Here is a 25,664-nt window from a genome sequence, read left to right on the forward strand (position 1 = left end):
TTCCTCCATCCAGTTTACTCTCTGTTTATTTATAGACGCATATCAGTTTTTCTTCAAGTTGATGATTCCCTTGGAAAGATGCTCCGACCGCTAATAGTTCTTCCAATTGACTGAGCTTCGATACAGTAATTTTTTCTCCAGGAATGAGTAAAGGGATACCTGGTGGATATGGTATCACCATACTTGCTGAAATTCTACCTATTGCTCGCATATAGGGAATCCACTCCGTATCTTTTTCCTCTAATTCACAAAATGAATATTCAGGAATGGATATTTTATTCACTTCTTTAAATGCTGTTGCAAATTCGATAGATACTTCTTCGACGCTTTGTAAAGACTCAACTGCTTCCTTAATACGCATTCTCGTTTCTGCAAAAGGATAACTTTGTCCTTGTTTTAATAAAGGCAATATGAATAATACCTGATGTAAATCTGCTAATTCTGAATATACTCCTTGCTTTTCTAACGCATCCTTCAATTGAAAACCGCTATAACCTCGCACCCTTAATAACACTTTTAAAGGATCGTCCATTTCAATGACTTGTAACGATTGAATTGAACGCAATGCTTCAATCCAATGCTTTTTTCTGTCCAAAAAATAATTTGCATCGCTTTCTAAATATGTTTGAACATAATGTCTTGCATCATCTAATGAAGCCAATAATATATAGGATGGACTGCTTGATTGCAACATTCGTAAGTAACGGTTGACTTGCTCTGCTTCAACAATATTAGACTTGATATGTAAAAAAGAGGCCATTGTCATGGCTGGTAACGTTTTATGGGCCGATTGAACAACAATATCTGCTCCTAAATCTAATGCAGATTCCGGAAATTGTTTACTTGCTGTTAAATGAGCTCCATGGGCCTCGTCGACTAATACCGGAATCTTCATCTGATGACATAATTCGATTTGTTGTTTTAATTCATTTGATACCGCTCCATAGTAGGTTGGAGAAGTTAAAATTACAGCCTTTACATCTCGATGTATTCGTAGTGCCTCTTTTAAAGTAGTTAACGAAACGTGAGTTGCTGTTCTAGTTTCATCGTCCCATTCAGGCGAGACATAAATCGGTTTAGCACCAATTAATTGAAGAGCATGAAAAATAGATTTATGTGCATTTCTTTGTACTATGATTTTTTCGTTTCTTTTACAAGTTGCATAAATCATCGCCAAATTGCCCACTGTTGAACCATTCACTAGAAAAAAACTGCGATCTGCACCGTATGTTTGGGCTAATAATCTTTCGGCTTCATATATAACTTCTTTTGGATGATGGAAGTCATCAAGTCCTGTTAGTTCTGTTACATCGAAGGGTAACATGCCTTGTATTGGTTGCGGCAATCCTGATATCAATCCATTTTTATGGCCCGGAACGTGAAAGGATGTTGGTTGTTTTTCCACAAAATTCTTCAATGTTTCAATTAACGGCCGTCCTATTCTCATCATCTCACCCCGCTAAATACTCTTCCTTTATTATAGTCTTAATAGGGAGAAAACTCATCTTGTTATTACCTATAAAATAGTTAGAAAGATTTTATTACCACTTTACAGTGGTATTATTGAAAAGCCACATCCATTCTCACAAGGGGACCCCTTAACTACCATCGGCGCTAACTCCGAAGCACGTTGACCGGCGAATTTCTGCGTCAGCTTCGGCGGTCCGGTGCTCATACACTGTATCTTCTCTTTATTAATTGAAATTAAATGTTGGTATATGCTTTTCTTTTGTAGGTTTCTTTAGTTGTACTGCGGTTTATTTGAACTCGAGTGGACTTTTTGTCCTTGTTGTTATTTTCAATTAAACGCTGTAAATTTTAATTATTTTTTGTTTTAAAGACTATCTTTTTAAACCGTTGGGTTTTCACTTGTGAAATTAGCATTTTACAGTGGCATATTACTTCCTACTCTCACAAGGGGACCCCTTAACTACCATCGGCGCTAACTCCGAAGCACGTTGACCGGCGAATTTCTGTGTCAGCTTCGGCAGTCCGGTGCTCACGTACTTAGTACGCTCCGCTCCGGGCTGCCTCGCTTCCTTGAACTTCTTGGTCCCCGTGCTTCTCGTCTCCTTCAAGTATTTATTTTACTTTTGTTTAACATGTGGTTTCTGTATCGCGCCGATCGGACTTTCAGTCCTTGTTAGTAAGGGGCTTCAACTTTTGCAATAAAAAAAGGGGCTGGGACAAAACTAGCTTCTAGATAGGAAAAAGGAGAATTTGAGTTGGCTCAAATTCTCCTTTTTCCATTTATACCCATTATTTTTTGTTAGTTGATCTTTGTTGGCCGTGTATTTTCGTAAATTCACGGCCATTAAGGCAATGCCCATTTCATTTTCCACTTTCGATTTTCCTCGAACGGAAAATCGAGTGAAACGCAAATTAGCCTTCAAGAATCCAAAAACTGGTTCTACGTCTATTTTACGTTGACGGAAAATAGAACCAGCTTTTTCTTCTGAAAGCTTCGCTCTTACATATTCTTTTTGTTGTTCCCATTTTTCATTCACCATGACCTTTCGGTGATTGCCTTCCTTTGCTTTTGTGCATGATGAACGAAATGGACATCCTGAACAGTTTTCACATTCATAGATTTTCAATTCTCGTTTGAAACCAGTCTTATCTGTACGTACAGAACGATAACGGAAGGTTACTCGCTGCTGATTTGGACAAATGTAGGTATCACTTTCTTCGTCGTACATCCAATTGTCTGGATGAAATGGATTTTGTTTATATTTCTTCTTTTGTTCTTTCTCATACATGGTATATGGAATGAGTGCCTCACATTTTCGATTCGAAAGGATGTCTTCATAGTTTTGTTCACTACCATAACCAGCATCTGCGACAATATACTTTGGTAACGGAAAATAATCCTTTTCTATCTTATTCAAGAACGGAATTAATGTACGTGTATCAGTAGGATTTGGAAAGATGCTATAAGCTAGTGCGTATTGACCTTCTGTTGCGATTTGTACATTGTATCCAGCTTTCAATTGACCGTTTTTCATATAGTCGTCTTTCATTCGCATGAACGTCGCATCTTGATCTGTTTTGGAATAACTGTTCCGTTCCCCCAAGATGTCCAAGTCTTTTTGGTATTTTTGTTTTCGTAGAATGAAGTCTATTAATTGTTTGTACGCTTGTTTTGGATATTTTCGTTCGCTTCTTAATGCTTTTCGTTCTGTGGCATCGGGCGATGTTTCTATCTTTTGGTCATATTCCTTAATGACTTCATCGACTTGTTGCACCATTTGAGCGAGTTCTTCTACGGACAGTTCTCCCTCATTTTCCCGCTCCATTTCAGGGATGATTTCTTTTTCTAATAGTTCGTTGTATAACTGATTGGACTTTTCAATTAAGTTTTGGTTGTATTTTTCAATGGATTTCTTCCATACGAAAGTAAATTTATTGGCATTCGCTTCAATCTTCGTACCATCGATAAAAATGGCTTCTTGATCGATTAACTTTTCTTCCACCAGTTGGCAACGGAATTGGACAAAACATTGACGAATTAATTCTTTTACTTCCGGATGCACACGAAAACGATTGATCGTCCGATAACTTGGTTCATATCCTTGTGCCAACCACATCATTCGTATACTGTCCTTTAATAGCGCTTCAATTTTTCGACCTGAAAAGACAGACTGCGAATAGGCACACAAAATAATTTTTAGCATCATGCGTGGATGATAAGCAGGACAACCTGTATTTCGAAGAAACGGCTGGAAGGCTTCATCTGGAATACTTTCAACTAAATGGTGAATATGGAAGGCAATATCATTTTCTTGTAATTTTATTTCTAAATCTAGAGGTAAAACTAATTGATTCATGTTATAATATTTAAACATAAGGACCCTTCTTTCTGTTAGTTTTGGTGGTAACTTAATTTTAACAGAAGAGGTCCTTATTTTTTATTGAAAAAATGAAGAACAGCTCATGAAATTTCATTCCAAAATTTCATGAGCTGTTTCCATTTTAGAGGGGGTTTTGTCCCAGCCTCCTTTTGCGAAGCGCTCGTCTATCTCTCACAAGGGGACCCCTTAACTACCATCGGCGCTAACTCCGAAGCACGTTGACCGGCGAATTTCTGCGTCAGCTTCGGCGGTCCGGTGCTCACGTACATAGTACGCTCCGCTCCGGGCCGCCTCGCTTCCTTGAACTTCTTGGTCCCCGTGCTTCTCGTCTCCTCCAAATAATTGTTTTGCTTACGTTTTAAATGCCACTTCTCTATCGCGCCGATCGGACTTTCAGTCCTTGGTAGTAAGGGGCTTCAATTTTTGCAATATAAAAAGCACCACTATTGTGGTGCCTTTTTGCGAAGCGACGTCCTACTCTCACAAGGGGAAGCCCCTTACTACCATCGGCGCTGAAGAGCTTAACTTCCGTGTTCGGTATGGGAACGGGTGTGACCTCTTCGCCATCGTCACTTCACTATATGAGAGGTTGTTCTCTCAAAACTGGATAACGACATTGAAATGATTGGTTAAGTCCTCGATCGATTAGTATCCGTCAGCTCCACACGTCACCGTGCTTCCACCTCGGACCTATCTACCTCATCGTCTTTGAGGGATCTTACTTGCTTATGCAATGGGAAATCTCATCTTGAGGGGGGCTTCATGCTTAGATGCTTTCAGCACTTATCCCGTCCACACATAGCTACCCAGCGGTGCCTTTGGCAAGACAACTGGTACACCAGCGGTGTGTCCATCCCGGTCCTCTCGTACTAAGGACAGCTCCTCTCAAATTTCCTACGCCCACGACGGATAGGGACCGAACTGTCTCACGACGTTCTGAACCCAGCTCGCGTACCGCTTTAATGGGCGAACAGCCCAACCCTTGGGACCGACTACAGCCCCAGGATGCGATGAGCCGACATCGAGGTGCCAAACCTCCCCGTCGATGTGGACTCTTGGGGGAGATAAGCCTGTTATCCCCGGGGTAGCTTTTATCCGTTGAGCGATGGCCCTTCCATGCGGAACCACCGGATCACTAAGCCCGTCTTTCGACCCTGCTCGACTTGTAGGTCTCGCAGTCAAGCTCCCTTATGCCTTTACACTCTGCGAATGATTTCCAACCATTCTGAGGGAACCTTTGGGCGCCTCCGTTACCTTTTAGGAGGCGACCGCCCCAGTCAAACTGTCCACCTGACACTGTCTCCCAAGCCGATCAGGCTTGCGGGTTAGAATTTCAGTACAACCAGGGTAGTATCCCAAGGGCGCCTCCAGGGAAGCTGGCGCTCCCCCTTCTACGGCTCCTACCTATCCTGTACAAGTTGCACCGAAATTCAATATCAGGTTACAGTAAAGCTCCACGGGGTCTTTCCGTCCTGTCGCGGGTAACCTGCATCTTCACAGGTACTATAATTTCACCGAGTCTCTCGTTGAGACAGTGCCCAGATCGTTACGCCTTTCGTGCGGGTCGGAACTTACCCGACAAGGAATTTCGCTACCTTAGGACCGTTATAGTTACGGCCGCCGTTTACTGGGGCTTCAATTCGGAGCTTCGCTTGCGCTAACTCCTCCTCTTAACCTTCCAGCACCGGGCAGGCGTCAGCCCCTATACTTCACCTTACGGTTTTGCAGAGACCTGTGTTTTTGCTAAACAGTCGCCTGGGCCTATTCACTGCGGCTCATCAGGGCTTGCACCCCAATGAGCACCCCTTCTCCCGAAGTTACGGGGTCATTTTGCCGAGTTCCTTAACGAGAGTTCTCTCGCTCACCTTAGGATTCTCTCCTCGACTACCTGTGTCGGTTTGCGGTACGGGCACCTCCCGCCTCGCTAGAGGCTTTTCTTGGCAGTGTGAAATCAGGAACTTCGCGCATAACGCGCTCCCCATCACAGCTCGGCGTATTAGGAAGCGGATTTGCCTACTTCCACGCCTTGCTGCTTGGACACGCTCGACCAACGGCGTGCATTCCCTATCCTCCTGCGTCCCCCCATCACTCAAACGGCGGGGAGGTGGTACAGGAATATCAACCTGTTGTCCATCGTCTACGCCTTTCGGCCTCGACTTAGGTCCCGACTAACCCTGAGCGGACGAGCCTTCCTCAGGAAACCTTAGTCATTCGGTGGATGGGATTCTCACCCATCTTTCGCTACTCATACCGGCATTCTCACTTCTAAGCGCTCCACCAGTCCTTCCGGTCTGACTTCGACGCACTTAGAACGCTCTCCTACCACTCGTGCAACGCACGAATCCACAGCTTCGGTGAATCGTTTAGCCCCGTTACATTTTCGGCGCAGCGTCACTCGACCAGTGAGCTATTACGCACTCTTTAAATGATGGCTGCTTCTAAGCCAACATCCTGGTTGTCTAAGCAACGCCACATCCTTTTCCACTTAACGATTACTTTGGGACCTTAGCTGGTGGTCTGGGCTGTTTCCCTTTTGACCACGGATCTTATCACTCGTAGTCTGACTCCCGTGTATAAATAGCTGGCATTCGGAGTTTGTCTGAATTCGGTAACCCGAGGTGGGCCCCTAGTCCAAACAGTGCTCTACCTCCAGTATTCTTCACACGAGGCTAGCCCTAAAGCTATTTCGGAGAGAACCAGCTATCTCCAAGTTCGATTGGAATTTCTCCGCTACCCACACCTCATCCCCGCACTTTTCAACGTGCGTGGGTTCGGGCCTCCAGTGAGTGTTACCTCACCTTCACCCTGGACATGGGTAGATCACCTGGTTTCGGGTCTACGACCACGTACTCAAAACGCCCTATTCAGACTCGCTTTCGCTGCGGCTCCGCATTTTCTGCTTAACCTTGCACGTAATCGTAACTCGCCGGTTCATTCTACAAAAGGCACGCCATCACCCGTTAACGGGCTCTGACTACTTGTAGGCACACGGTTTCAGGTTCTCTTTCACTCCCCTCCCGGGGTGCTTTTCACCTTTCCCTCACGGTACTGGTTCACTATCGGTCACTAGGGAGTATTTAGCCTTGGGAGATGGTCCTCCCGGATTCCGACGGAATTTCACGTGTTCCGCCGTACTCAGGATCCACTCAGGAGAGGATGGATTTTCGACTACAGGGCTTTTACCTTCTCTGGCCGTCCTTTCCAGAACGGTTCATCTAACCCATCCTTTTGTAACTCCGTATAGAGTGTCCTACAACCCCAAGAGGCAAGCCTCTTGGTTTGGGCTGTTCCCGTTTCGCTCGCCGCTACTCAGGGAATCGATTTTTCTTTCTTCTCCTCCAGGTACTTAGATGTTTCAGTTCCCTGGGTGTGCCTTCTTAACGCTATGGATTCACGTTAAGATACTGTTCCATTACGAACAGTGGGTTCCCCCATTCGGAAATCTCCGGATCAAAGCTTACTTACAGCTCCCCGAAGCATATCGGTGTTAGTCCCGTCCTTCATCGGCTCCTAGTGCCAAGGCATCCACCGTGCGCCCTTAACAACTTAACCTTTACGGCTTTCGATACGCTGCGCAATACTTCGTCAATTTCGCTCGTTCGAATCCTCATGTACGCATATAGTACACTCCGGTTCTCACTCGCTCATTTACTTGTCTTGCTTGCGTCTCGCAACCCTTACGGGTTTAATCCACGTCGCATTTACGTCGTGTTAGCCTAGTTGTTTGCGCTTTACAGTAAATTGCTTGCTTTCAATGTCGTTTATCCAGTTTTCAAAGAACAACGCTATAACTTTGAAGGTCATAAACCTTCAAAACTGAACACAAAACGCTAACGCTTCCGTAAATATCCTTAGAAAGGAGGTGATCCAGCCGCACCTTCCGATACGGCTACCTTGTTACGACTTCACCCCAATCATCTGTCCCACCTTCGGCGGCTGGCTCCCGAAAGGGTTACCTCACCGACTTCGGGTGTTACAGACTCTCGTGGTGTGACGGGCGGTGTGTACAAGGCCCGGGAACGTATTCACCGCGGCATGCTGATCCGCGATTACTAGCGATTCCGGCTTCATGCAGGCGAGTTGCAGCCTGCAATCCGAACTGAGAACGGTTTTTTCGGATTGGCTCCGTCTCGCGACTTCGCGACCGTTTGTACCGTCCATTGTAGCACGTGTGTAGCCCAGGTCATAAGGGGCATGATGATTTGACGTCATCCCCACCTTCCTCCGTATTTGTACGGCAGTCTCCTTAGAGTGCCCAACTGAATGATGGCAACTAAGGACAAGGGTTGCGCTCGTTGCGGGACTTAACCCAACATCTCACGACACGAGCTGACGACAACCATGCACCACCTGTCACCGCTGTCCCCGAAGGGAAGGCTATGTCTCCATAGCGGTCAGCGGGATGTCAAGACCTGGTAAGGTTCTTCGCGTTGCTTCGAATTAAACCACATGCTCCACCGCTTGTGCGGGCCCCCGTCAATTCCTTTGAGTTTCAGTCTTGCGACCGTACTCCCCAGGCGGAGTGCTTAATGCGTTAGCTGCAGCACTAAGGGGTGGAAACCCCCTAACACTTAGCACTCATCGTTTACGGCGTGGACTACCAGGGTATCTAATCCTGTTTGCTCCCCACGCTTTCGCGCCTCAGCGTCAGTTACAGGCCAGGAAGCCGCCTTCGCCACTGGTGTTCCTCCATATCTCTACGCATTTCACCGCTACACATGGAATTCCGCTTCCCTCTCCTGCACTCAAGTCTCCCAGTTTCCAATGACCCTCCCCGGTTAAGCCGGGGGCTTTCACATCAGACTTAAGAAACCGCCTGCGCGCGCTTTACGCCCAATAATTCCGGACAACGCTTGCCACCTACGTATTACCGCGGCTGCTGGCACGTAGTTAGCCGTGGCTTTCTAGTAAGGTACCGTCAAGGTGCAGCCAGTTACTACTGCACTTGTTCTTCCCTTACAACAGAGCTTTACGATCCGAAGACCTTCTTCGCTCACGCGGCGTTGCTCCATCAGGCTTTCGCCCATTGTGGAAGATTCCCTACTGCTGCCTCCCGTAGGAGTCTGGGCCGTGTCTCAGTCCCAGTGTGGCCGATCACCCTCTCAGGTCGGCTACGCATCGTCGCCTTGGTAGGCCGTTACCCCACCAACAAGCTAATGCGCCGCGGGCCCATCCTATAGTGATAGCAGAACCATCTTTCAACACCAAAGCATGCACTTTGATGTGTTATCCGGTATTAGCACGCGTTTCCGCGAGTTATCCCAGTCTATAGGGCAGGTTACCCACGTGTTACTCACCCGTCCGCCGCTAACCTCATGAAAGCTAGGCTTTCAATTGGTTCGCTCGACTTGCATGTATTAGGCACGCCGCCAGCGTTCGTCCTGAGCCAGGATCAAACTCTCCATAAAAGAAAATTTGATTTGCTCAAAAATTGAATGTCCGAATCTAGTTTGTCAACGAGGGTTAACAACTAGATAATTTATTGCATTAACGTTTTGTTGTTCAGTTTTCAAGGTTCATCTAGTGTTAATTTAGTGACGCTAAAATATTATATCATGTTTAATTAATATTTCAAGCTTTTTTTACACATTTTTAACTCTCGATAGAGAACTCTTACATTATATCTAAATCATCTTTTGTTTGTCAATATTTTTTTAATTCCCTTGTTTATTTTGTAACTCAAAGGGAAATTCATTATATCAACATAATTAAAACAATGCAAGAGATTTTAATTAATTTATTGTAAAAGAGTTAAAACTGCTATGCATAGAACTCCTGGAAATCCTAATATAGTGATTGTTAAAGCGGAAAAGAAGTTAACAGGAACGATAATATCAAATCCATCAACCGTTATATGTGCTATATACAAAAAGGCGAAAGAACAAGCTAGGCGGAACCAAAAAATTGCGAGCTTTTCAATGATTATTCCATAGCCAATTCTTTTACCAATAGTAAGAAGTATCATGAGTAGCACGCATATAGCACCTAAAATTAAATATGTACCCATCCAATCTCCTCCTGAGTTTAAGTACATTGGAAACATATGCTATAACGGCTACTCTTAGTATTTATTTTTTTATAAATCAGGAAATTGTTTTATACGATGGTCCTACTTTTATTTAACGCAACATGATTTTTCGGATTCGTGCTTCTTTAAAAAGATAAAAGTGAATGCTTTCAGCAATTTTACTTTGAGCAATGACATCTAAATTATAATCTTCGGTTAACTCTTCAAGAAGTTTTGCATTATTCCAATCATCTTTCGTTTCTTGCATTAATCGCGCTAACTGCTCATCAAATTCTTTTTTTAACTTTCCTTTTCTACTAAATAAACCCACTTTATATTTCACGCCGTCCTTCCAAAGCTTTAGATAACGTTACCTCATCAGCATACTCCAGATCGCCACCTACTGGTAATCCATGGGCTATACGGGTTGTTCGAATTCCGGATGGTTTTACTAGACGTGAAATATACATTGCCGTTGCTTCTCCTTCAATCGTTGGATTGGTTGCTAAAATAAGTTCTTTTACTCTTTCATCTTTTAATCGGTTGATTAAAGAAGCTACATTTATGTCTTCTGGTCCAACTCCATCCATCGGTGAGATAGCGCCATGCAATACATGATACAAGCCATGGTAGTCCTTCATTTTCTCCATAGCTATCACATCTTTAGGGTCTTGTACGACACAAATTGTTGAGACATCCCTTGATTGATCAGTACAAATTTGGCACGGATCCACATCTGTAATATGTCCACATACAGAACAGTATGTTAAGTCTCTCTTCGCATCAACTAATGCCTTTGCAAAGGACAAGACTGCTTCTTCCTTCATTGTTAAAACGAAAAATGCCAGTCGAGCCGCAGTTTTCGGACCGATGCCTGGCAATTTCATAAAGCTATCAATGAGCTTTGATATTGGTTCAGGATAATACATTTAATTTTTCCTCCTAGAACGGAAGGTTTAAGCCTTGTGTAAATTTGCCCATTGTTGCCGCAGTTGCTTCATCCACTTTGTTCAATGCATCATTTGTTGCAACGGTAATTAAATCTTGCAGCATTTCTACATCTTCAGGGTCCACTACAGAAGGATCTATGTTGACTTCAAGCACTTTGCGTTCACCGCTAACTATTACTTTTACCATGCCACCGCCAGCTGTTCCTTCAAATTGTCTTGCATTTAATTCTTCTTGTGCTTGAAGCATTTCCTTTTGCATTTTTTGCATTTTTTTCATCATACTTTGCATATTACCCATTCCACGCATAAATACGTCCTCCTTCATTGACATTCATTAATAATTATGCTGAAAATCATCAATCTTCTACTACTTCAATAAAATCTTTCCCAAACATTTTTTCCGCTTCTTTCACAATTGGGTCTTCCGATTCGATCTCTTTTGCATCGTCAATATATGGCGCCTCAGGAGCGCTTTCCTGAACCTTACCTGCATTTTGATCTTTTTTTAGATTTAAACCGTTCTCCCGAATAAAGTTTTCACGCAAAACGGTCCATTGACTTTCTGGTATACATAAAATTTCGTACATGATACCCATTTGTTGGAAAAGTATTTGAGAAAATGTAGAAGTGAGGTCTTTGTTTTCAGCAACCATTTGACAATGTATATCATACTTGAATTTTATCACAAATGCACTAGAAGAAGCTGCAACTGGTTCTGCTTCCGCAAATAGAGCTGATTGTGATTTTTGCAGTTGGTTGAGTGCAGGTAGCCAAGCATTTTTAATTTGAATAATGTCTTTTTTAGTAGCTTCTTTTAATACTTCTTTTATTCTACCCGTCGGCGCTTTGTATGCATTCGTTATTTTTGTTCTTTGGCGATTCTCATCTTTAACTGGTGCATCCGTTGCAGACATCGCCACTCCATTTTCAATTTGCTCTTTCAATTGAAAAATTATTTTCTCTAATTGTATGACTTTATTATTCAATACAGAATCCGCTTGTGGCATTTCTCCCGCTTTCAACACACCTACATTCGAAAATTGAGTCATTTTCAATAAAGCCGTTTCCAAATAAACTTTCGTGTGATGAGAAAATCTCATATCTTGCTGTGTTTTAGATAGGATATCGATATATCCGTAAAGCGCATCGGCTGAAAACTCGCGGGACAACTCGATAAATTTTTCCTCTGGCGTCACTAGCTCTAACAGTTCCTCTAAATCCTCGCTTGTTTGAAGCAATAATAAATCTCGGAAGAAGGTAATTAAGTCTTCCGATAAACGAAGAGGATCTTTTCCTTCTGCAATTAACTCTTCCAATAAAGATAGGACATGTGCAATGTCTTTTTCTTTTAAAGCAACAACCATATCATAGAATACATCTTGACTTATGGATCCGCTTACCAACAAAGCATTTTCTAAAGTCAACTTTTCCCCGCTAAAGGATACGACTTGATCTAATAAACTTAGTGCATCCCTCATCCCACCACTAGCTGCTTGGGCAATGACTTTTAACGCCTGTTCCTCAAAAGGTAAATTGATATCCTCTAACACTAATTTCATTCGTTCCACAATATCGTTGGAAGAGAGGCGTTTAAAATCAAACCGTTGACAGCGAGAAATAATTGTAGCTGGTAATTTATGAGGCTCGGTTGTTGCTAAAATAAATACCGCATGAGATGGAGGTTCTTCTAACGTTTTGAGTAAAGCATTAAAAGCACTCGTAGAAAGCATATGCACTTCGTCGATTATATACACTTTATAGCGAGCACTTACGGGAGCAAACCTTACTTTCTCAATAATGTCGCGAATTTCTTCAACGCGGGAATTGGAAGCGGCATCGAATTCAATGACATCCGGATGCGAGCCTTCTGTTATACTTCGGCAAGTTGGACATTCATTACAAGGTTCATTTGTTGGTGCTTTTTCGCAATTTAATGCTTTAGCAAAAATTTTAGCAGTACTTGTCTTACCTGTACCTCGTGGACCAGAAAACAAATACGCATGCGTTGTTTTATTTGCTAGGAGAGCATTTTGAAGTGTTCTTTTTACGTGGGTTTGACCAGACATTTCGCGGAAACTTTGTGGTCTGTAAACACGATAAAATGCTTGGTACGTCAACGATTTCCTCTCCTTCTACCTTCGTCATTCTTGTAGCTACATTATAGCACAACTCCTTACATTACTTCTTCTTTTCTGTAGAGCATAATAAATGATTGAAAAAAGATGGCGCCACCTACTACGACACCATCCTATCCTTTTATTATTATTTTTTCCTTAACTCTTTTAATATTTCAGCTACACTCGTTTCTTCCTCTGTTACCTTTTGTGCTGTCACAATATTTTTCGATTTGCCCATTTGCTTGAAAAAGGCCCAACCAAATCTCCTTATCGTTATGTCGACAAAGAAAAGCAATAAACTGACGAGCAATATAATGGTAGCAATGCTTTGACGTGTTGCTCCTTGTTCGTTGAATTTTCGAAATACTTCTTGAGGATCCTCTACGATTTTACCACCAGTTTTATCTGCTACTTCTTCTAATAATTTCTCATTTAGTGGTTGCAATCTATATTCCGAACTATACGGCACCGTTAATCCCGCTTGATATACATTGTCATCCTTTGAAATTCTAAAAAATACAAGCCCCGGTTTTGCATCCGCAACCGCTCGCACTTTACTTGCAGAAATCGGTTCTAAATGAACCTCCAATTCATTTCCATATTCATCTACAACTGCTACATCTAAAAATGCAGCTTGATTCGTTGGGTCGGTAATTAAGAATGAGCCTTCTCCATCCATTCGAATATCATAAGCAATTTCGTTATAAGTCGGCAGCAAGCGAGAAATTGCTGTATTCCAAAAGTCAACCCATCGATCCCAACGTCCCCAATCACCTGTCCAAGCACCTGTTGAATCGGAAGTAAATGCAATCGTCCTTCCTAATCCATATTGCCATTCTGCAAGCACCGGATCTTCTTTTTCACTTTCTGCTATCACATTAGCTGTAGTTTTCGCTGTCGTACCTATATAAGCATTCATTTGAGGAACGCCCTCTTCAAACAACTGATTCCAACCTTCTGAGTGATAAATGACCGGATAAAACGGATCATCTACAATATATGTCCGAGAAATCATCGCTGTCTCACGAGATAAAATCGAAGGAATCGTCGTTTCATCCTCCACGTCATAAAATCTTCCTCCAGCTAATTCACTTAAGCTTTCTAAAAGTTGACGATCCGCATCATGCCCAATGGCAACAGTTGATAACGTAATATGTTTTTTCTTCCCACTTTCAATTAGTTCTTCGTAGTTACCTGATGTAGCTGACTGTCCATCTGTTAATAAAATAATATGTTTTCTTTGTAATGGTAAATCAAACAGATTATTATAGGCTAAAGAAAGAGAAGGATAAATTTCCGTACCTCCTTCAGCCGGAATCGATAAGATGGTATTAGTCACTTCATCTTTATTTCCTAATGGTTTAGTTTCAATGATTTCCCAAGGATGCGAGTCGAAAGCAATTAATCCAAAAGTGTCTCCCTCTCGAAGTAATTCCACGGAACGCACTGCTGCTTCCTTTGCTAATTCCATTTTTAGCCCAATCATACTGCCAGAACGGTCAAGTACAATGACAAGTCCTAAAGATGGAAGTTGTTGTTTACCCTTTACTTCCATTTCTACTGGTAGCAACTTTTCAATTGGTGTTTTAAAATATCCGCCAAGGCCAAAGCTGTTTTCACCACCAACCATCATAAAGCCAATGCCAAAGTTTTTTACCGCCTGCTCGATGACACCCATTTTCGCTTCTCCTACAAGATGGCCAGGAACATTGTCAAAAATAATGGCATCATACTTCAACATATATGATAGCGAGCTCGGCAATTCTTCAGATAACACTTCTTCAAATTGGATTGAAGAAGGATTTAACATATCAGCAATTGGAGAGCCTTCTTCTCTATCACTAACAATGAGTAATCGTGGGGTACTTTGAACCATTGTTATACTTGTCAACTTATTATTTTCTAAGATTGCATCTTCATCGGTTTGAATGTATGCTTCATATTTGACTAAACCTTCTTTATTGCCTTTATGTCGATAAGTAAAAACATTTTTCCCTTCTTCTAGCTGAATTGTTTCCCGGAAAATAAGTTGATCATTTTCATATAACAGCAATTCGCCCATTGTATCTGTTGTTGATTCAATTTCAGTCACTAATGTTTGTTCTTCTCCCTGATAAGCCACTTGCGGTGTTGTAAAGCTCTGAATTGAAACATCGTTGCTTATTTTTCTACCTAATGGAACAACATCTACTGAAATTTTTGAACCAGCTATTTTTGTTATGCTCTCTAAAACTTCACCTTTCGTTTGTAAACCATCCGTCATAAGAACAATGCGTGTTGCTTTGTCCTTATCAACGATGCCTGTTGCTAGTTGTAGTGCTTGTTCAATATTTGTCTCACCCACTTCACGTATTTCACTTAAGTTTGGAACATGCTCTAATGTCTTAGATAAGATTGCTTCAGTTTGAAAGTTCGATGCAAAAGAATAAATCCCTACCGAATGGGTTTCTTTCTTTTCTCGTAAACTTTCTTCGATAAACTTTAACGCTTCATCCTCAGTGCCTGCCATTGAAGCAGAGCGGTCGATAAGGAATAATACTTGCTCTTCCTTCACCGGCAATAACAAATAAGGAGATGCAATGGCAAAGACAAGCATAATAATAGTGATAATACGTATGATAAAGACAATTCCATGTTTCCTTTTTAATAATGAACGATGATGTAACCACGTCCAAATCAAATACCCTAAGAGTGGTATGAGCAAAAGCAGGAAAATTGGATGATCAATTCGCAAATCCACGTCTTCTTTGCACCTCCCACTCAACCACAATCAAAAATAAAATAAGTAGCACAATCCATTTCGCAATGATTGATTCGTTATTTCCTCTTGTCCACTTACGACATTTCCTAATTCAAAACTCGTCCCTTCTTCAATTGTCCGCTCTTTCTGTGGTAATTGAACAATAAAAGGTCTCTCCTCATGTTCTGATTGAACAACATATAACCCTGGTTTTGATGGCGCTTGAAAATCCCTTGATTGTTCAAAAGAAGAAATATACACGCCATCTGCAGTGTAAATGGACCAGTCACCTGGCAATAACGAAACAGCTCGTTGTTCATTTGGCGTAAATATTCCTAATGAAGTTTTACCTTCCATTAGTTCATTTTGAACACTCCATAAAAACAAAGGAAATGAAGGATAAAGCGGCCAGTCTGTTGACTGAATATCCGCTAAAACGACAATATCTCCTTTAGGAGACCGTTGAATAAATGGTTTGTCTCCAACCATTGCAATCGTATCAAAGTCATCAAATGGTGGGTAAACCGCACTTACATATACATCTTCTAGCGAACTGAACGCAAACAATTCATCTTGTATTACTTCTATTTTTCCGCTTACTTCACTTTCAATCTCATCATCTCGGCCAATTAATACAATCGGTTCATTACGCTTAAGAAGTTCGGTTTGATTCGTTACTACAATCGCACCCCTTAAGGATTCCAATTGATGTTCAGGAACAGATTTCACATCAAGACCTACCGATTGAAACCCGATTTGCACTAACTTATGCATATCTTGTCCTACCGCAATTTCATAAGGATTACTTCCAACGATGGTCATCATCGAATTATCTGCTTCGTAATCATCCTCTACTTGAATCGTTGCAACAAGCACATCAATATTCGGCAAAGCTTCAAATGTGTTGGCCAATTCTGCTTTTGGTTGTAACGTAATGGTTTTTTCCAATAACTCATCGCCATCTTTATTTGTAATAGAAAGCTGTACCGTTTGATTTTCTTCTGTTTCATTTTTTAATTGTAACAATGCAATCGTTTCACCATTTATGCTTGTTGCTGCCAATCGAGTGATTGCCACATTTTTTAAGTCTCTATCTGCTCCCTTAACAATCCATTTCACATGTTCACTCTCTATAGGCAAATCCGAACGGGATACAGCATCTGTAAATAAATATATTGTTGTTGGCAAATCACCGATAAAAGCATTTGCCATCTCAATTGCTTTCGTTAAATGCTGCTCTTCGTAAGTTACGGCTAATCCGTCGATTGCTTTTTCGATTTGCTGCACATTCGTTTCTTGACGAATAATTGCTTTTGGATCACTACCTGTTGTAATGATTGTTAATGGTCTTCCCCCAATCTCTTTCACGAGTGAACGCATTTCCTCTAGATGTTTTTCAAAGGTCGATTGTTCTTTTCCTGCAAGCATTGTCGCAGACGTATCCACAATCCATATTACTTGTTCTCCGCCAATTTCCTTTGTTTTTAAATAGGGATTCATTAATGCAAGAACAAACAACAGTAGTGCTAACATCTGTAAATAAAATAGCGCATTCCTTTGTAAATGTTTTAAGTAAGGCGATACGCGGGTTTCTTGCATCACTTGTTCCCAAAAAAGTGTGGAAGATACTTCTTGTTCTTTATATTTCTTTCGAAAGAAGTAATATAAAAGGACAATGATTGGAAAAGCAATGGTCCATAAAAAGATTAATTGACTAACCCCCAAAGCGTATCACCTCACTGTACCCACCGATTCATTAATAATTGATGAAAAATCGCGTGCTGAATTCCATTTTCAACGACTAATTGAATTGTTTGAATGCCGAAGCGACTGCATATCTTATGGAAAGCTGCTTCGTGTTGAGCGCGTTCTTTTTTATACTGTTCTAGCACTTTATTCGACATAGAAACGTTTAATTCTTCATTACTTTCTGCATCAATTAACCGAACATCCCCTGTATAGGTTGGATTTAATTCTTCTTCCGTCACAATTTGAATACAACGAACGTCCCCTGCAAAACGAGGAAGTTTACGGAAAAAATGTTCCCATTCCGTTATCGGTTCTAGACTATCCGTTATAACAAATAATACCGTACTATCTTTTGGTAAAGCCTTTAATCCATTCTTTGCAAAACTCTCTTTAAAAGTAGCTTCCTTCATTTGCGACACTATTTGCAAATAGACTTTTCGATAAGTTGCTCCTTTTCTTCTAAAAAAAGTGTCTGCCTCTAAAGTAGAAAAGGAGAGTCGATCATCTCTGTTTAATACCATGATTCCTAAAGCAGCAACAAGCTGTCTTGCAAATAGCCACTTTTTCTCGTCACCCATTGAACGAGAGGAATCCAGCAATATATGCACTCTCATTTCCTGCTCATCTAAAAAACGCTTAATAAAATATTTTTCCGTCCTTGCGAATACATTCCAGTCTACTTGACGCACATCATCTCCTAACGCATATTCTCTATAATCTGAGAAATCTAAGGAAGAACCAAAGCGTTGAGAGCGATGCGAACCTTTATGATGCCCTCTTAATTTGGAAGATGTGGCAACCGATAAGCGTCCTATTTTGGTAATCAATTCATCTGATAAAATGAAATGATTCATGCGGAGACACCTTGTTGAATGTGATGTAGTATTTCTTCTATTAAATCGTCCGTTGTTTTTCCAGTTGCCTCTCCTTCATAATTTAAAAGAAGTCGATGACGCAAAGCCGGTTTAGCCACAGCTTTTATATCTGCAAGAGCTACATGAAATCTCCCGTTAAATACCGCTCTCGCTTTTGCTAGCTTAATGATACTTTGTAATCCCCTCGGTCCACTTCCATACATGATGTATTGTTTTACAAAAGGTAAAGCATCCTCCCCTTTTGGATGGGTTGCCATGACTAAATCAGCTGCATATTCTAACATTTCATCAGCTACTAATACTTCCTTTACCATTTGTTGGGCAATAATTAAACGTTCTGTATTCATCACTTTTTGTAATTGAATATCTTGTGAACCTGTCGTCCGTTTCATTATTTCCATTAACTCGTCTTTACGAGGATATGGTACTAATATCTTGCATAAAAAGCGGTCCATTTGTGCCTCTGGTAGAGGATATGTTCCTTCCATTTCAATTGGATTTTGTGTCGCTAATACAAAAAACGGTTTTGCCATAGGCTTCGTATCTCCTAAAATTGTCACCGTCTTTTCACCCATTGCTTCTAATAATGCACTTTGCGTTTTGGGTGTTGCTCGGTTAATTTCATCAGCCAACACCATTTGGTTAAAAATCGGTCCTGGTTGAAAAACAAATTGTTGTGAGCCTCTTTCAGTTCGTTGAATGATATTTGTCCCTGTAATATCAGCAGGCATTAAATCTGGCGTAAATTGGATGCGGGAGAAGGATAAATCTAAAACACTTGAAATCGTGCGAATAAGCATCGTTTTCCCCATCCCAGGCAACCCTTCTAATAATGCATGACCATCTGCCAATATAGAATAAAGAGTGTATTCGATCGCCTCATCCTGACCAACAATAAATTTACCAATTTCCTTTCTTACTCGCTGCAGCTGTTCTGCCATTTCCGAATATTGCTCTTCACTAAACACACTAATTCCCCCTACTCTTCAGACTGAATCGATGAAAAGTATGATTCCACTACATTTTGTAGATCTTTCGGTAGTTGCAAACGTTCGGTACTTTGTAAATACTTTTCTTCATATTCTCCGATGACTTCTTCATATGGTCGAACACTTCCCTTTGTCACGGGAACTGGTCCTTTTTGTTCTATTGCTGGATCTCCTTCACCTATCGGACCACTGTCTACAGTTGGTTCATTGCTTTCTCCAAGCCGCCCACTAGGCACTGATAGAAGATTGCGACCTCCCTTTCCTTTTCCTGCACCGCTACCTCCCATAGATCCATTTCCTTGACCTTGGCCAAGACCTGTTGTTCCATTGCTTCCCTGACCTTGATTACTCCCGGAACCAGATCCAGTATGTCCTTGGCCTTGACTACTGCCAGAACCATTACTTCCTTGACCAGTCTGATTATTATTTTGTTGCTGATTGGCTTTGCTGTTATTATTCCCCATTGAGGAATTGCCATTTTGGTTATTCATGTTTTGAGAGTTGTTTCCAATGTTAGATTCGTTCGTTTGAGAATCCATCGCTTTAGCTATCGTGTTTTGCAAATCAAAGCTAATAGGCTTTCCAATTTTACTTAAGGCATTTTGAGTGTTCGAAGCATTTTTTGCAAGTAAACTTTGCATTTCCGCTAAATCTTTCAATTTTTGCAATTCTTCTTCCGATAATTCCGAAGTTTCACCCTTTTCTCCTAACTTCTTATCCTGCAATTTTTGTTGTTGCAGTTTTAGTTCTTTTTGTTTCTTTACTACCTCTCGAAGCGCTTGTTCAGAAGTCTCTACCTCTTTCAATTTTTCAAGGAGCTCTTTCATTTCCCTTTTTACTTCTTCAGATTGAGCTTTTTTCTCTAATTTCGCTATTTCCTTTTCCATTTCCTGAATGACTTCTCGTTCTTTTTCAACAACCTGCGCTTCCTGTTGCGTTTTGGAAGGAAAAATGACTAAAGTAGCCATAATAATGATAGCACCCAAAATTCCAAGCAATACTTTTGGTCGCCAATAGTTTTTTGGTCGCTTTTTAAAACGGTCATAAGCTCCTTCCAATTCGTTAATAGCTTTGTTCATAATTGAATCTGCTAATGGATGCTCCTCATTGTTAAATGAAAGAGCTGTTACTAATTCGTTATAAGGATAAAAAGAATCTAATTCCCGTATCGCTTCCTTCAAACGAATGCGCTTAAAGTATATATAAACAACCGTCACAATAAGTGTTGCACACGCCACAAACAAAGCAACTTCGTCATAATAGGCGAAAACAAAGAAGCGAGAAACGAAGAGGATCGCCAGGCTAAGTATTAATGAAAAGAAAATTCCGTATTGTAACATAGGCAGCATTTTTTCAATGTTTAAGCTTCTTTTTGCTTTCTTCACGTATTTTAATAATCCGCTTTGACGATCCATCTTTCTCACTCCTAACGATTTGTTTTCATATTTGCTCGCAATTTTCGAATGGCAATGGTTAAACAAACAATGGTGATAAATACATAAAAGATTAAATAAACAATCCAATTTGGAAAACTAATTCCAACTGTATCTATTAAAGCTGTTTTCGTATCAGGGATAAGCAAAGTAAGAATAAGTACGCCTGGGTTAATACTTGCCCAAAAATACGATATTGGTAAGAATGTCGTTAAACCTTGAGTATTTTGTTGTTGCGACATCATCATTTGTTCTAAAGAAAAACCTACAAAGAAGAAGAAAGCAGTAATACCTCCTAAAAATATCATCGCTCCGTAAGTTGCAATCATCGAAATAATCGTTCTTTTTGTAATCGTTGAGAACATGATGCCAATACTACCGATCGCAATTAATGTAACTAAATAAAAGAAAAACATTGTAAAAAATTGTCCTGGTGACACTCCTCCAAATAAAAACACAATGCTATAAAGCGGCAGCCCAGCTATTAACATTAAAATAAGAAATGCTACAGAGGATAATAGCTTTCCAATAATTATTTGCGAAGAGGATTGGGTTGTCGTCAGTAAAATATTTAAAGTTTGTTTCTCCCGCTCTGTGCTAATTGCCCCAGCAGTAAGCCCTGGTGTAATAAACATAACAAGGGCCATTTGCAATACAGAAAGTACAGAAAACATCGTAAAACTATTGCTAGGTACGAAAAATCCAGAGGTAGAAAATTGCGTAAATATTAGTAAGAAGCCTGAAACAAATATGATTAATACCGCTAAATAAAACATTAAGCCTGAAAAGCTTTTAAAGGCGCGGAAACGCAATTTTAATTCTTTCATCAATACAGGATTGGATAATAGTCCTTTCATTTTGAATCCGCTCCCTTCGTAATCGCCATATAAACATCTTCCAAATCTTTTTCATCTTCCATGAAAGAATAAATCGGAAGTCCCGCAACAATTGCTCTTTGCAATAATTTCATTTGTTCTTCCTTCGTCCCTTTATAAATAAACGTTATTGCTTCATTTCCTTCTAGCACTTCAATTGATGAAACAAATGGATCTTCCTCTAAAAACTTCACCGTTTTTTCAATTTCATGTAAAACTTTTATCGTAATATTCTGATCTCCCTGTAATTTGGACTGTATGGAATCAACATTTCCATGGGCAATTAATTTCCCTCGATCAATAACACCAATTTCATCACACATTTCCGCAAGTTCAGGAAGTATATGGGATGAAATTAAAATCGTTTTCCCCATCTGTTTTAACTGCTTAATGATTTCCCGCATTTCTACCCTTGCTCGCGGATCTAAACCAGATGCTGGTTCATCTAAAATTAACACTTTCGGATCATGGATGAGCGAACGAGCTAAACATAGGCGCTGCTTCATTCCCCGGGATAACAAATCTACATATTCATAACGTTTATCCGTTAAATTGACGAGCTCTAACAATTGTGGAATCAGCACTTTCCTTTGTTTTTCTGAAAGTCCATAACACGCACCATAAAAATCTAAATATTCATCTGTTTTTAATTGGTCATAAACTCCAAAAAAGTCTGGCATATAGCCAATTAATTTCCGCACTTCTTTTGGCTCTTTTACAACGCTTTTCCCATTAATAAAAGCATCGCCTGATGATGGGGAGAGGAGGGTGGCAAGAATAGAAAAAGTTGTAGACTTACCAGCCCCGTTTGCACCAACAAAACCAAAAACTACACCTTCCCCAACAGTCATAGTCAACTGGTCAAGGGCTGTAAAAGAACCAAATTTTTTTGTGAGATTTTGAATTTCAATCATTTATTAGCCACCCCCTGAATCTCTACAGTCGGTAATTTAATTGGCGACATTTCAATATTGTTTTTAACCTGTAATAACATCTTTATTTCATGATACTCTGAAATATATTGTTCGAGATTTTCCTGTAATAACATTTCTTTCTCTTGAATTTCTTCAAAACGATTTGTCTTATAATTCCAAAGGGAAATTGTTAGGTTTTTATTTTCGTGATTCGATATTTTTATTTTTGTCAATTGCAATTTTTCATCAAATAATTCTTCTGGAATGACAGCTATATATTCATACTCACCAGGGTCTAATTGCCATTCATTATTTTGTTCATTATACATTTCCATATATCCAGCATTGACAGGGTATATATTTGTTTCCATCATGCTATCATTCACTGTAAATTCCCCTTCAAGATCCATATTTGGTTCAAATGTTTGAAGAATAACAGCGATAGGGTTTACTTCTGCCCTACCATCTAATTGAATACCGACGATCGCTTCTTCTGCCCACCCAATAACTACCGGCTGATTTTCATCCATTAAATTTAAAGCCTGATATTTCAGTTGCATGATCCTTTTTGGAATCAATTCTTCTGCCGTTTTTGGCGTTCCTAAATAATTACCATAAACAATTGGTTTTAAAAGAATTGAGCTGTTTAAGGATTCAGAAACCTTTACTGTCTCATTCGGTTTAATATCTCCTAATAGAATCTCTCGTGCACCAGACCAAATAGCAACATCCTTCACAGCAAATGGGAAATTATTTTTTACCGTTCCCTCAATTTTTGAATCTTTCACAGTTAAATCGATATCAAAGTTCCCTGCATTTGGTATGTTAGTTTCACCAATAATTGATTGCACAGACCAATAATTCAAATTTCGTAAGTGAATGGTCGTTCCATTCCCATGATGTTTAACATAGGATTTTTCATGTAAGATACCGAAAGTATTCATTCCATAGTTTCTTTTCGCAAAGGCAGACGTATTTTCATCTACAGTAAATACAAAATCTCCGCCTCGATTCGTTAAAATAGACTCTACATAATAGCCTGATAAGTTTTTTCCATTCACTTTATAAAAGGCTGACTGATTGATTTGAGCTTGCATAATGCGATCTTTTGCGCCAACAATGAACATTGACAATGTTAATACAATTGATAGAACAGGGATAAGCCACCATGCATGTTCCCTTTTGTCGAGCTTTTTTAATACGAGATATAAAATAGGTCCTACAATGAACATGTAAAGTATGATCGTCATAATGACGAGTGGTGTGTTTACTTGGAATGAAGGGAATAACTCATTAGAATTTCCAACCTCATATGGCAACTGATCTAAAAAATTCCCTCTATTCCATTGATTGCTTTTCGATTGAAGCTGCAACATTTCGTTTATTAACTTTCCATAACCATCCATCGTTGAGAGCGGCTGATCTCCTAACGAAAAAGTCGTTTGAATAATTTTTCCTTTCCCTAAGTCAATGGATGAAGCAAGTATTGTATTTCCATCAGCGAGGATTCTTTTGCTACCTTCTTTTTCAGTTGCTCGGAATACTTCAATATCTTCCGTAAAAATGCCGCCTTTAGATAATGTTTCTAATACTTCTTTCGTGACGATTACTTTCTCAGAGGACAAATTTAAAGGAAGATATTCACCAAATATCCCCATGGAACGCTCCACTTGTTCAGATGATCCAACTAGCAGAATTCCACCGTTTTCTACCCACTCATAAATTGCCTGTTGCTTCTCTTCTGATAAATCCGCAATATTCATTTCATCCACAACGAATATATCTGCCATGGCAAATCCTTTGAAATCTGTAGGAAAATCATAATCAGGAATTTGATTTAAATGAAAAATTTCAATATTATTTGGAACATATTGACTCAAACGTAATAATGCCGCTAAACGATCACTATTTTCCGTATAAGTAAAAATAAATGAATAATCTCCGTCGTGATAAGAACGAAAACGAATATTTTTATCGCCTGAAAAATCAATTAATTCCCCTTTTTCAATACCGCCTTCATAAAAGGAAAAAAGGCTTTCATTTTGTGAGCGATAATAATAATCGTCTGATATTCCGTCCAAATAAAGAGAAATGGTTTTTGTTTCACCTTCTGCCAGATCTAGTGCATAAACTTGAGCAGAACCGGCTGAATAAGTAACTGCAGCATCGATGACTAAATCCCCTGAAAAGGGACTACCATTATTTGTGATTGTTAATTTTACTGGTAAAGGTGTATACAATTTAATTTTGTTGTCTACACCTATTTCTGCTTTCACTTCCAATTGTGGTGCAGCACGTGTTGTATCAATTTGAACAAAGAAAGTAATAAAGACTACCATCATTAAAATGAATATATTTCTTTGCACCCAGCGACATCTCCTTTTCACATCTTTTGTTGATTAGTACGTTTTTTTTAACATATAGTTCCGAGTAATTGAAAAAAATAACAAATTCTTAAGTTTTTATTAAGAAACTGTTCGCATCTGGTGGAATACAGGTTCAATTCATTTGAATTAAAAAAGGCTATAGATATCTCATTGTTTAAGATATCTACAGCCTTTCCAAAATTGTTCGATATAATATTTAACTATAAAAATAGCCGACACGGCAAATATTTCAATCATAAAGCCGTGCACCTTTCCTCGACTGCAGCACATAGGTGCTACTCTTGTCGCCAGCTCGGGTCAGGCTACCCCACGGCACATGGGTGAAACCACTTAATGCTGCTTCCTTCCGGACCTGACATGGTTCATGGCTACCCATTGCGCGGGACCCAACCTTCAACGCTACGTGCAAGAGGCAAACCCTACATGCATACAGCCTCAAAAAGGACTTCAGTCTCGCTAGAGCGGATTGCGAGTTACAGGGCACCGCTACCTCCCCACCTAGCACGGCATAAATTAGTATACCTCATATACAATGATAATTGCAATGTTTTGTTCTGGGTATTCTTCTACTTGTAGCACACTATTCCATAAACATCCTAATTTTGTGATTTTTATATCATTGTTTTTATTGACTTATTGAAAATTCCATGTTATATTATTGCTTGTCCAAATGGAGGAATACCCAAGTCTGGCTGAAGGGATCGGTCTTGAAAACCGACAGGCGGGTCAAACCGCGCGGGGGTTCGAATCCCTCTTCCTCCGCCATACATACATTTG

The 25,664-nt window shown here is 40.2% G+C and carries 15 protein-coding genes, 1 tRNA gene, 3 rRNA genes and 1 other RNA gene; 1 reads left to right on the forward strand and 19 read right to left on the reverse strand.

Going from position 1 to position 25,664, the window contains the following annotated elements; translation table 11 throughout:
- Window positions 1-25: 25 nt before the first annotated feature.
- From NST98_RS12470 to ffs, 19 genes are all read right to left on the reverse strand, one after another.
- Window positions 26-1,447, reverse strand: coding sequence for an aminotransferase class I/II-fold pyridoxal phosphate-dependent enzyme (locus tag NST98_RS12470; protein WP_340715739.1), 1,422 nt, complete (start codon window positions 1,445-1,447; stop codon window positions 26-28).
- Window positions 1,448-2,192: 745 nt separating this feature from the next.
- The gene (locus NST98_RS12475; protein ID WP_340714120.1) at window positions 2,193-3,845 is read right to left on the reverse strand and encodes an IS1182 family transposase; all 1,653 of its coding nucleotides are present in this window, start codon (window positions 3,843-3,845) and stop codon (window positions 2,193-2,195) included.
- Window positions 3,846-4,312: 467 nt separating this feature from the next.
- A 5S ribosomal RNA gene (gene rrf / locus NST98_RS12480) occupies window positions 4,313-4,428 on the reverse strand.
- Window positions 4,429-4,476: 48 nt separating this feature from the next.
- Window positions 4,477-7,403, reverse strand: a 23S ribosomal RNA gene (locus NST98_RS12485).
- A gap of 303 nt (window positions 7,404-7,706) precedes the next feature.
- Window positions 7,707-9,259: ribosomal RNA gene (locus NST98_RS12490) — 16S ribosomal RNA — on the reverse strand.
- The 16S, 23S and 5S rRNA genes sit together here, the layout of an rRNA operon.
- Before the next feature lie 329 nt (window positions 9,260-9,588).
- Window positions 9,589-9,858 (reverse strand): pro-sigmaK processing inhibitor BofA family protein, encoded by a 270-nt coding sequence (locus tag NST98_RS12495; RefSeq protein WP_016839557.1) that lies wholly within the window; start codon window positions 9,856-9,858, stop codon window positions 9,589-9,591.
- Window positions 9,859-9,970: 112 nt separating this feature from the next.
- Window positions 9,971-10,201 (reverse strand): YaaL family protein, encoded by a 231-nt coding sequence (locus NST98_RS12500; RefSeq protein ID WP_016839560.1) that lies wholly within the window; start codon window positions 10,199-10,201, stop codon window positions 9,971-9,973.
- A complete protein-coding gene (gene recR, locus NST98_RS12505) occupies window positions 10,191-10,787 on the reverse strand; it encodes a recombination mediator RecR (RefSeq protein WP_340715249.1) in 597 nt (198 codons plus the stop codon). Before recR ends, NST98_RS12500 begins: the two co-directional genes overlap by 11 nt.
- Window positions 10,788-10,800: 13 nt before the next feature.
- The gene (locus tag NST98_RS12510; RefSeq protein ID WP_016839564.1) at window positions 10,801-11,115 is read right to left on the reverse strand and encodes a YbaB/EbfC family nucleoid-associated protein; all 315 of its coding nucleotides are present in this window, start codon (window positions 11,113-11,115) and stop codon (window positions 10,801-10,803) included.
- Window positions 11,116-11,164: 49 nt separating this feature from the next.
- Window positions 11,165-12,925, reverse strand: coding sequence for a DNA polymerase III subunit gamma/tau (dnaX, locus tag NST98_RS12515; RefSeq protein WP_016839565.1), 1,761 nt, complete (start codon window positions 12,923-12,925; stop codon window positions 11,165-11,167).
- 145 nt (window positions 12,926-13,070) lie between these two features.
- Complete coding sequence (locus NST98_RS12520) at window positions 13,071-15,665, reverse strand: VWA domain-containing protein (protein ID WP_340715250.1); 2,595 nt, start codon at window positions 15,663-15,665, stop codon at window positions 13,071-13,073.
- Between the two features lie 30 nt (window positions 15,666-15,695).
- On the reverse strand, window positions 15,696-17,390 hold the full coding sequence (locus NST98_RS12525; protein ID WP_340715251.1) for a vWA domain-containing protein: 1,695 nt from the start codon (window positions 17,388-17,390) through the stop codon (window positions 15,696-15,698).
- Between the two features lie 11 nt (window positions 17,391-17,401).
- Entirely contained in the window at window positions 17,402-18,268 is an 867-nt protein-coding gene (locus NST98_RS12530) for a DUF58 domain-containing protein (protein WP_016839568.1), read from the reverse strand.
- Window positions 18,265-19,230 (reverse strand): AAA family ATPase, encoded by a 966-nt coding sequence (locus tag NST98_RS12535; RefSeq protein WP_050988865.1) that lies wholly within the window; start codon window positions 19,228-19,230, stop codon window positions 18,265-18,267. Before NST98_RS12535 ends, NST98_RS12530 begins: the two co-directional genes overlap by 4 nt.
- Before the next feature lie 38 nt (window positions 19,231-19,268).
- On the reverse strand, window positions 19,269-20,693 hold the full coding sequence (locus tag NST98_RS12540) for a hypothetical protein (protein WP_340715252.1): 1,425 nt from the start codon (window positions 20,691-20,693) through the stop codon (window positions 19,269-19,271).
- An 11-nt stretch (window positions 20,694-20,704) separates the two neighbouring features.
- A complete protein-coding gene (locus NST98_RS12545; protein ID WP_096549947.1) occupies window positions 20,705-21,568 on the reverse strand; it encodes an ABC transporter permease in 864 nt (287 codons plus the stop codon).
- Window positions 21,565-22,500: an ABC transporter ATP-binding protein gene (locus tag NST98_RS12550; protein WP_340715253.1), complete on the reverse strand. Its 936-nt coding sequence runs from the start codon at window positions 22,498-22,500 to the stop codon at window positions 21,565-21,567. The genes NST98_RS12545 and NST98_RS12550 overlap by 4 nt, the downstream gene beginning before the upstream one ends.
- Window positions 22,497-24,866: a hypothetical protein gene (locus tag NST98_RS12555; RefSeq protein WP_340715254.1), complete on the reverse strand. Its 2,370-nt coding sequence runs from the start codon at window positions 24,864-24,866 to the stop codon at window positions 22,497-22,499. The genes NST98_RS12550 and NST98_RS12555 overlap by 4 nt, the downstream gene beginning before the upstream one ends.
- A gap of 262 nt (window positions 24,867-25,128) precedes the next feature.
- Window positions 25,129-25,394, reverse strand: an RNA gene (gene ffs / locus NST98_RS12560) — signal recognition particle sRNA large type.
- 165 nt (window positions 25,395-25,559) lie between these two features.
- On the opposite strand from ffs, the gene NST98_RS12565 reads away from it, so the two are divergent.
- A tRNA-Ser gene (locus NST98_RS12565) sits at window positions 25,560-25,652 on the forward strand.
- The last annotated feature ends 12 nt before the right edge of the window (window positions 25,653-25,664 follow it).

The sequence above is a fragment of the Ureibacillus sp. FSL W8-0352 genome (assembly GCF_038004345.1).
In the GTDB taxonomy this organism is placed as follows: Bacteria; Bacillota; Bacilli; order Bacillales_A; family Planococcaceae; genus Ureibacillus; species Ureibacillus thermosphaericus.